Annotated in this window: 9 protein-coding genes and 1 pseudogene; 5 read left to right on the top strand and 5 right to left on the bottom strand. The window is 70.6% G+C overall.

Features of this window, described 5'->3' with window-relative positions; all coding sequences use genetic code 11:
• Positions 1 to 88: 88 nt before the first annotated feature.
• Entirely contained in the window at positions 89 to 1,165 is a 1,077-nt protein-coding gene (gene mnmA, locus AB0I81_RS63640; protein WP_360680565.1) for a tRNA 2-thiouridine(34) synthase MnmA, read from the bottom strand.
• A gap of 67 nt (positions 1,166 to 1,232) precedes the next feature.
• Between mnmA and AB0I81_RS63635 the strand changes: the two genes are divergently transcribed.
• Entirely contained in the window at positions 1,233 to 2,285 is a 1,053-nt protein-coding gene (locus tag AB0I81_RS63635) for a DUF695 domain-containing protein (protein WP_360680563.1), read from the top strand.
• A gap of 12 nt (positions 2,286 to 2,297) precedes the next feature.
• On the opposite strand, the gene AB0I81_RS63630 is transcribed toward AB0I81_RS63635, so the two are convergent.
• The gene (locus tag AB0I81_RS63630) at positions 2,298 to 3,461 is read right to left on the bottom strand and encodes a cysteine desulfurase family protein (RefSeq protein ID WP_360680561.1); all 1,164 of its coding nucleotides are present in this window, start codon (positions 3,459 to 3,461) and stop codon (positions 2,298 to 2,300) included.
• A 54-nt stretch (positions 3,462 to 3,515) separates the two neighbouring features.
• Here AB0I81_RS63630 and AB0I81_RS63625 point away from each other — a divergent pair, with 54 nt between their 5' ends.
• Positions 3,516 to 4,031 carry a TetR/AcrR family transcriptional regulator gene (locus tag AB0I81_RS63625; RefSeq protein WP_360680558.1) on the top strand — a complete coding sequence of 172 codons (516 nt, stop codon included), beginning with the start codon at positions 3,516 to 3,518 and terminating at the stop codon, positions 4,029 to 4,031.
• Between the two features lie 436 nt (positions 4,032 to 4,467).
• Positions 4,468 to 5,655, top strand: a complete 1,188-nt coding sequence (locus AB0I81_RS63620; protein WP_360680555.1) for an MFS transporter — start codon at positions 4,468 to 4,470, stop codon at positions 5,653 to 5,655.
• Positions 5,656 to 5,693: 38 nt separating this feature from the next.
• Here AB0I81_RS63620 and AB0I81_RS63615 read toward each other — a convergent pair whose 3' ends face one another.
• Both AB0I81_RS63615 and AB0I81_RS63610 read right to left on the bottom strand, forming a co-directional pair.
• A complete protein-coding gene (locus AB0I81_RS63615) occupies positions 5,694 to 6,089 on the bottom strand; it encodes a type II toxin-antitoxin system VapC family toxin (RefSeq protein WP_360680552.1) in 396 nt (131 codons plus the stop codon).
• Positions 6,083 to 6,340, bottom strand: coding sequence for a type II toxin-antitoxin system prevent-host-death family antitoxin (locus AB0I81_RS63610; RefSeq protein ID WP_360680550.1), 258 nt, complete (start codon positions 6,338 to 6,340; stop codon positions 6,083 to 6,085). The genes AB0I81_RS63615 and AB0I81_RS63610 overlap by 7 nt, the downstream gene beginning before the upstream one ends.
• Positions 6,341 to 6,418: 78 nt before the next feature.
• Here AB0I81_RS63610 and AB0I81_RS63605 point away from each other — a divergent pair, with 78 nt between their 5' ends.
• Both AB0I81_RS63605 and AB0I81_RS63600 read left to right on the top strand, forming a co-directional pair.
• Complete coding sequence (locus AB0I81_RS63605; RefSeq protein ID WP_360680547.1) at positions 6,419 to 6,916, top strand: HIT family protein; 498 nt, start codon at positions 6,419 to 6,421, stop codon at positions 6,914 to 6,916.
• 99 nt (positions 6,917 to 7,015) lie between these two features.
• A pseudogene (locus tag AB0I81_RS63600) lies at positions 7,016 to 7,204 on the top strand (hypothetical protein); the annotation flags it as partial.
• On the opposite strand, the gene AB0I81_RS63595 reads toward AB0I81_RS63600, so the two are convergent.
• The gene (locus AB0I81_RS63595; protein WP_360680544.1) at positions 7,171 to 7,767 is read right to left on the bottom strand and encodes a TIGR03086 family metal-binding protein; all 597 of its coding nucleotides are present in this window, start codon (positions 7,765 to 7,767) and stop codon (positions 7,171 to 7,173) included. The pseudogene AB0I81_RS63600 and the gene AB0I81_RS63595 sit on opposite strands and share 34 nt — an antisense overlap.
• Between the last annotated feature and the right edge of the window lie 188 nt (positions 7,768 to 7,955).

The following is a 7,955-nucleotide window of genomic DNA, read 5'->3' as shown; positions in this document are numbered from 1 at the left end:
GCTGTCTCACGAGCCCAGGTCATACCGCGCGACGATCACCACGGCAAACTCAACGATCTTCACTTAACTCCACGTGCGGAAAACGGGGCTAGCCGGCCGAGACGATGGTGGCCGAGCCGATGACGGTCGCGCCCGAGTAGAGGACCGCGGCCTGACCGGCGGCGACCCCCGTGGCGGGCCGGTCGAGCTCGATCGTGAGCCCGCCCGCGCCCTCCTCGAACCGGCACCGGTAGACCTCGCCATGGGCCCGGAGCTGCACGGTCAGGTCGTCGGACAGGGTCAGGTCGTCGGAGCGGGCGGGCCCGTTCCAGACCGGACCAGCGCAGGAGATCGTGGTGACCTCCAGCGCCGAACGCGGGCCGACGGTGACCGTGTTGGACACCGGCTCGATGGACAACACGTAACGCGGCCTGCCGTCGGAGGCCGGCCGGTCGATGCGCAGGCCCTTGCGCTGGCCCACCGTGAACCCGTGCGCGCCCTGGTGGCTGCCCACGACCTCGCCGCGCTGGTCGACGATGGGCCCCTCGGCCGCGCCGAGGCGATCGGCCAGGAAGCCGCGGGTGTCGCCGTCGGCGATGAAGCAGATGTCGTGGCTGTCGGGCTTGTCGGCGACGGTCAGACCGCGCCTGGCGGCCTCCTCGCGCACCTCGGCCTTGGTCGAGTCGCCCAGCGGGAAGATCGCGTGCGCGAGCTGCTCACGGGTGAGCACGCCGAGCACGTACGACTGGTCCTTGCCCTGGTCGACGCTCCTGGACAACACCCCGTCCGCCAGCTTGGCGTGGTGGCCGGTGGCGACCGCGTCGAAGCCCAGGGCCAGCGCCCGGTCCAGCACCGCGGCGAACTTGATCTTCTCGTTGCAGCGCAGGCAGGGGTTGGGGGTGCGGCCCGCGGCGTACTCGGAGACGAAGTCCTCGACCACGTCGCGCTGGAAACGCTCGGCCATGTCCCAGATGTAGAAGGGGATGCCGATCACGTCGGCGGCCCGGCGCGCGTCGCGCGAGTCCTCGACCGTACAGCAGCCCCTGGCTCCCGTGCGGTGGGATTGGGGGTTCGCCGAGAGCGCAAGATGCACACCGGTGACGTCGTGACCGGCCTCGGCGATCCGAGCGGCGGCCACGGCGGAGTCGACGCCGCCCGACATGGCGGCAAGCACACGCAGTCCCATGACCATTCCAGCGTACTGTCCTGCCGGGGGTGCGCGACCATGCCCTCGGTCTGGGAGTATTTCGACCATGCGACTGTTCGGGCGCAAGGACGCTGACGAAGGGGCCGGTGGCTCGGCCGAGGCCATCGCCGGATTCTGGACGTGGTGGCAGGAGACCAGGCCGCGGCTCGACTCGCTGGTGGCCGCGGGCGAGGCCGACAAGCTTGAGGAATGGCTCGCCCCCGCCATCGCCGCGATCGACCCCGGGCTGGTCTGGGAGGTGGGCCCCGGCAGGCAGGCCGCGCACTCCCTGGTGGTGACCGCGGCGGGCGACGCCGAACTGCGCTCGCTCGCGCACCGCTGGGCCAAGGCGGCGCCGCCGTCCGACCTGCTGTGGGAGTTCCACCCGTCGCGGCAGGCCAACCCGCAGGCGATGGACCTCACGCTCGACGTGGGCGGCTTCGAGTTCGCGCTCGACAAGCTGACGCTGGGCCTGCGCATGCCGCGCAACCAGCCCAGAGTGGACGTTTCGGCCTACCACCCGATCTTCGGCGAACTCGACGAGGACACCAGGATGGAGGCCGCGCTGCTGGCCCTCGACTGGCTGCTCGGCGAGGACGACGTGGCCAGGTGGGTGGGCGAGATCGCGGCGGTCACGTTCGACCCGATCGACTCCGTGGCGGCGGCGCACCTGCCCGCCGTGGTCGCCGACGTGGCCTCGGGTCACGGCGAGGAGGAGTGGGTGCTGCTGGAGGGCCAGACCGGGAGCGGCGCGCCGCTGGTCGCCACGGCCCGCCATCCGCTGCGGCCGGTGGACCATCCGCTGTTCGACCAGCACATCATGATCACGCTCCCGTACGCGCACCGCGACGAGAACGGCCTGCCCGTCGGCGACTCGCTCACCGCGTTGCGCGACTTCGAGGAACGCCTGGCCGCCCGCCTGCTCAAGCTGCGCGACGACGCCGTACTGGCCGCGCATCTCAGTGCGGAGGGGCACCGGATCATCCACGTGTACGCCGACCCGACGAGCGAGGCCGCGATCCACGCCAAGGAGCTGATCGTGGGCTGGGAGGGGGGCGAGCCGAGAGTGGACGTCTCCGCCGACCCCGCCTGGACCGCCGTGGCCCCCTTCCTGACCTGAGAGCGGCCGGCGTCAGCCGAGGCCGGCGCGGCGGGCGCGTTCGACCGCGGCCGGGAGGACCTCGATCAGCCGGTCCACGTCATCGCGCGTGGAGGTGTGCCCGAGCGTGAACCGCAACGAGCCGCGCGCCGCCGCAGCGTCCGCCCCCATGGCCAGCAGCACATGGGACGGCTGGGCGACGCCCGCCGAGCAGGCCGAGCCGGTCGAGCACTCCACGCCCTTGGCGTCGAGCAGCATGAGCAGCGCGTCGCCCTCACAGCCGGGGAAGGAGAAGTGGGCGTTGCCCGGCAGCCGGTCGTCAGGGTCGCCGTTGAGCACCACGTCGGGCACGGCCTCGCGGACGCGCCGGATGAGCTCGTCACGCAACCCCGCCAGGCGACGGCCGAGCTCTTCCTGCTCGCGTACGGCGGTGTCCACGGCGGCGGCGAGGCCGGCGATGGCGGGCGCGTCGAGCGTGCCGGAGCGCACGTCACGCTCCTGACCCCCGCCATGCTGCACCGAGACCGGCGTCAGCCCTCTGGCCAGCAGCAGCGCCCCGGCTCCGATGGGCCCGCCGATCTTGTGCCCGGTCAGGGTGAGCGCGTCGGCCCCGGAACCGGAGAACGACACGGGCAACTGCCCGACGGCCTGTACGGCGTCGGTGTGGAAGGGGATGCCGTGGTCGTGCGCGATGGCGGCCAGCACGTGGATCGGCTGAACGGTGCCGACCTCGTTGTTGGCCCACATGATGCTGATCATGGCCACGTCGTCGGGGTCGCGTTCGACGGCGGCGCGCAGCGTGTCGGGATGGACCCGGCCGTACTCGTCCACCTGCAGCAACTCCACCTCGGCGCCCTGGCTGTCGGCCAGCCAGTGGGCCGGGTCGAGCGCGGCGTGGTGCTCCACGGAGCTGATCAGCACCCGGCCGCGCGGCCGGCGAGCCCAGTAGAGGCCCTTGATGGCCAAATTGTCGGCCTCGGTGCCGCCCGAGGTGAACACGACCTCGCTGGGCCTGGCGCCGAGCGAGTCGGCGATCGTCTCGCGTGACTCCTCGACCACCCTGCGCACCTGCCGACCGGCCGCGTGCAGCGAGGAAGCATTGCCGACGCGTTTTAGTTGCTCCGTCATGGCCTCGATCGCTTCGGGCAGCATGGGGGTGGTCGCCGCATGATCAAGGTAGGCAGACGGTCTCGTCACGTGCTCAGGGTATCTCGTTTGCAACTGTACCGTCCGGACGGTACAGTTTCGGGCATGCGAAGGGACGAGCTTTTGGACGCCGCGGAGGACCTTCTCTGCGACCAGGGCTCGACCGCGCTCACCCTGGCCGCGGTGGCGGACCGGGCGGGCGTGAGCAAGGGCGGCCTGCTCTATCACTTCAGCTCCAAAGAGGCCCTGATCAGGGCCATGGTGGAGCGGCTGATCGACGATTTCGACGGCCTGGTGACCGCGCAGCCCGACCCGACCTACACCGAGCGTTACGTGGGCGCGACGCTGACCGCCATCAGGTCCGGCCGCCTGCGACGATGGGCGGTCGTGACCGGCGCGTCGGGCAACGTCCTGCTGCTCGCGCCCCTGCGCGACGCCATGGCCCGGTGGCATCGCGCGGAGTTGGACGAGGAGCCCGATCCCCGGGCTTCGCAGATCGTACGGCTGGCGTGTGAGGGCCTCTGGGAAGTGGCGAGCCACGACCCGGACCTCAACACCGAGGACGACCTGCGGGCCCTGGAGCAACGCCTCAGAGCGCTCCTCAAACCCTCCCCCGCCTGACCCCGCCCCCTTCGCCGTCACCTTCGGGGGACCTGGGTACGGCCGGACCTTCGAGCCACGTCCAACAGCGCACGCACCTCGCCCGCTCACCGCGCCGCCCCTGGTGCGCCGCTCCGGCGTGACACTCCAACGCGGCGCCCTCCACGCAAGACGACCCTCCGCGTAACACCACCCGCGTGACGCACCCCGCATGCCTTCCGGCGCGTCGCATCGGCGCGCACACCCGTGTGACGCTCCCGCTGCGAACAGCGCGCCCTCAAGCCCACCGCCGTCCACGCGACCAAGCAACCGCGCGGCCGAGCATCTGAGCGGCCGAGCATCTGAGCGGCCGAGCATCTGAGCAGCGCGCAGCCGCGCGACCGACCTCAGCCCACCAACCCCAGCCATCCGACCGATTTATCACGAAAAATCACGAACACAAGTGGAGTGTGACCTTATGACCAGCGTGCTGAGGAACGCCCGTTACGGGGCGATCCTCACCTTCGTCCTTGCCGGCCTGATGGTGGGCACGATGACCGTGCGCATCCCCGCCCTGACCGACAAACTCGGCCTGTCCGAGGCCATGGTCGGGACGATCCTGCTGGTGTGGGGCATGGGCGCCCTGGTGACGATGCAGTCCATGCGACGCGTCATGGCCCGCGTCGGCAGCCGGGCGGCACTGCGGGCAGGCGGCCCCCTGACGGCGCTCTCCCTCCTCGGCGTGGCCCTCGCCCCGGACCTGCCCCTGCTCCTGGTGGCCGTGGCGCTGTTCGGCATGGCCTTCGGCATTGTGGACGTCGCCATGAACGCCCAAGGCTCCGCGGTCGAGCAGGCGTACGGCCGTCCCCTGATGAACGGCATGCACGCCGGCTGGTGCGTGGGCGCGATCTCGGCGGGCGCGCTGGGCAGCCTCGCAATCGCCGCCGGGCTGTCGTTCACGCTGAACGTGGCCCTGGTCGCCCTGGTCTCGCTGCCGGTCGCGGTCCTGCTGGGCCGTACGTACCTGCCGGAGCCCCCGGCGGCGGCCGGCGCGAAGGAGGGACGCCGCCGCATGCCGGCGATCGTCTACCTGCTCGGCGCGATCATGTTCTTCGCCTTCATGGTCGAGGGCACGGTCGCCGACTGGAACGGCCTGTACCTGCGCGACGAGCTGGGCGCTCCCGAGGCCGTCGCCGCGCTCGGCTACCCGATCTTCGAGGTGGGCATGCTGATCGCCCGCCTCACGGGTGACCGGCTGCGGGTCCGGTACGGGGTGCGCTGGATGCTGACCGTCTCGGGCCTGGCCACGGGCGGTTTCTTCGCGGTCGTCCTGCTCGCTCCGTCGGCCCTGGTGGCGGTCTCGGCGATGTTCTTCGTCGGCCTCGGCGTGGCCACGATCTCGCCGCTGACGTTGTCCCTGGCGGGCACCGCGACCGACTCGCCCGGCCCGGCGATCGCCCAGGCGGGCGCCATGGGCTACGCGGGCCTCCTGCTGGGCCCCGTGGCGATCGGCTTCCTGTCGGACGCCACCTCACTGCACACCGCACTCGGCATCGGCGTCGTACTCGGCGCCCTGATCGCCCTGTCGGCCCGCCTGCTCCCGCACGGGGACCAGGCCGAACAGAACCCCCTCCCGACGAGGGAGCCCACCGAGGTCGCCGCCTGAGACACAAGGCGGATCCTTCCGGGTCCGCCTTGTGCGGTTCACAGCTTGATGACGGTGACACCGGGCATATGGTCATAGGCCGAATCCTGCGTAACGACAGGAACGTTGTGCGCGATGGCGGTAGCGGCAATCCAGCTGTCGTTGATCGGCGCTTTGCGGCCTGCCGCGCGTAGCCGGGATACGAGCAGGGACCATGCGTCAGAGACTGTCTCATCGATCACTATGGGCTCGAAGCGCTCAGCGAGTTGGTACGTGGACAGCCGTCGTGCGGACGCGTCAGGATCGCGGGCCTGAAGCACGCCGAGCCTGAGCTCACCGAGCGTCACGACAGAGACGCCCCATTCGAAATCAGCGAACTGGTCGACGTTGAAGCGCTCGGCTTCCAATCCGATGAAGATCGACGTATCAGCCAGCGCGCGCTTGCGTTCTACCAAGGAAGATCATCCGTCGTCTCAGTGAGCGTCTCCCGCAACTCATCGGCAAGACCGGTGTCGTCCGCACCCAACCGAGTGAGTTCGGCGCCGATCTCTACTGCGGAGATCCATCGGCGGCGTCGGGAGAACGGAATGATTTTCGCAACAGGCCGGTTGTCGCGGAGAACCTCGATCTCCTCACCGGATTCGACCCGCCGCAGCACTTCGGCGGTATTGTTCCGCAACTCCCGGGCAGGTATGGCAGCCGTCACACCACGATCGTAGCCTTGCTGCTACGAGCGTAGCAACAAGACTACGACCTCTGGGTGGCCGACTGAGATCATCGGGAGATGGATCTCGAAAGGAACGTGCCCTTCGACGTCGCCGCCTACGAGGCGCGCGTGAAATCCCGCCCCTGTTTCATCTGCGCCATCGTCGCCGGGCATCCGGACTACGGCCACGAGCAGATCGTCTACGAGGACGACCTGCACCTGGCGTTCCTGGCCGCATTCCCCACCCTGCCCGGCTACCTGCTGGTCAGCCCGAAGCAGCACATCGAGCACGTCGTACGCGACCTGGACGAGGATTCCTTCCACGCCATCATGGGCGTGGTCAGGAAGGTCGCGCTGGCCGTGGAGGAGGTCGTACCGTCCGAGCGCACGTACGTGCTCTCCCTCGGCAGCCAGCAGGGCAACTCGCACCTGCACTGGCACATCGCCCCGCTGCCGCCGGGCACCCCGTACCGCGAGCAGCAGTTCTACGCGCTGATGTCGGAGAACGGGCTGATCTCCTGGAGCCAGGCCCAGGCCGAGGAGCTGGCGGGCCGCCTCAGGGCGGCGCTGGCCTGAGACTTCTCTGTGGATCCTGGCGAGCGGCGCCGCGCGCCCCCACGTGGCGGCGCCCCGCTCACAGAGAACTCACAGAACCGCCCAGAACTCCTCCAACCGGCCGCCGCACGGCGTACAGTGCTGGTCTCCAGCCACCTCATGAGCGAGATGGCGCTGACGGCGGACCGGCTGGTGGTCATCGGCACGGGCGCACCCGACATCGGGCGGCTGGCGGCGGCCATGGGAGCGCCGCTGTTCGAGCTGACCACGCTGTCTCAGGCGGTCCAGTGCGGGTCGCGGCCGAGGTAGCGCAGCAGGGCCGCCACGTCGTCGTCCTGCGCCACCTCCGGCAGGGCCGCGGCGTACGCGCCCCAGGCCCGCACGGGGTCGACGATCACCCGGGCGGTGGGCATCAGCGCCCTGGCCAGTTCCGGGGAGAGCGGCGAACTCTGCCCGGTGGCCATGGCGATGTCCCACGCGTGCACGGCGGCGTCCAGGGCACAGGCGCCCACGGCGAGGTCTGCCGGGAAGGAATGCGGAGGAATCGGCGTCGGCACGGCATCCGCGTCACGGGCGACAGCGCCGAACGCGGCGGCGGAGGCCCGCATCGCCCGGTCGGCGACTTCGGCCGGGTCTCCGCCCAGCGCCCCCGAGGGGGCAAAGGGGTCCTCGTCAGGGCCGGGACCGCCGGTGATCGCGGCGGCGAAGCCGATCTGGTCGCCGGCCGCGTGCTGGAGCACCTGCGTGACGGTCCAGAGCTCGCACGGGGTGGCCCGGCCCCAGACCGGCCCGGTGGCGCCCGCCACGGCTGTGCGCAGCGCCTCGTGAGCGCCGTCGAGGATCTCCCAGCGGGTGACAGTGTTCTGGCTCATGATGTGTCCCTTCAAGGTGCGGCGGTCCGCCGCGTCATAAGGGAACTATAGCAGAACGGAATGGTCCATTCCAATAGCAGTCCATGTGCGGCCGCGCTGGATCCAACGAGTCGGGGGGGGGGGGGGGGGGGCCGCCCCCCCGGCGGCCCCCCCCCCCCCCCGCGGGGGGCAGTCGGGGGGGTTTAACG

Source organism: Nonomuraea sp. NPDC050404, from assembly GCF_040655495.1.
Lineage (GTDB): Bacteria > Actinomycetota > Actinomycetes > Streptosporangiales > Streptosporangiaceae > Nonomuraea.
Note: the sequence above shows the minus strand (reverse complement) of the source record. Positions and strands in the feature narration are given on the sequence as shown.